Source organism: Bifidobacterium jacchi (assembly GCF_009078285.1).
GTDB lineage: Bacteria > Actinomycetota > Actinomycetes > Actinomycetales > Bifidobacteriaceae > Bifidobacterium > Bifidobacterium jacchi.
On the sequence record NZ_RQSP01000044.1, the window covers coordinates 17,591 to 18,259 of the forward strand.

General features: G+C 61.3%; 1 protein-coding gene. It reads left to right on the top strand.

The annotated features are described in order from the left end of the window. Positions 1 to 236, top strand: a 236-nt coding sequence (locus EHS19_RS11075) for a hypothetical protein (RefSeq protein ID WP_206666346.1), incomplete at its 5' end; no start/stop codon positions are given. Positions 237 to 669 lie beyond the last annotated feature (433 nt).

A 669-nucleotide genomic window follows, 5' to 3' on the forward strand; every position in this document is an offset into this window, starting at 1 on the left:
CGGCGACCGTCTTCGATCACCCCACACTCAGCCACACCATCGAAGAACGGCGGAATTCCATCATTTCGAGCCATGCTAAGCAAAGCCGAGTCAAGCCCGCGCGTCGCGAGCGTGTCACGCGACGCAAAAAACAGACAAAACGGCGTCGCGTGACATCCGGCCCGCCACAGTTCCGTCACAGCTCTGTCACAGTTCTGTCACGCGGCGATGAAATCATCGAAAAACGCGTCGCGTGACAGCCGGCGACCGTCTTCGATCCCCCCCCACTCAGCCGCACCATCGAAGAACGGCGGAATTCCAACATTTCGAGCCGAGCCAAGCAGAGCCGAGTCGAGCCTGCGCGTCGCGAGCGTGTCACGCGACGCAAAAACCGGGCGAAACGGCATCGCGTGACAGCCGGCCCGCCACAGTTCCGCCACAGCTCTGCCACGCGGCGATGAAATCATCGAAAAACGCGTCGCGTGACAATCGTGGACCATCCGTCACCGTGCTGCATTCTCACGAAACGGCGGAATTCCATCATTTCGAGCCAGGCTGAGCAAAGCCGGGTCGAGCCTGCACGACGCGAGCGTGTCACGCGACGCAAAAAACAGGCAAAACGGCGTCGCGTGACAGCCGGCGACCGTCTTCGATCACCCCACACTCAGCCACACCATCGAAGAACGGCGG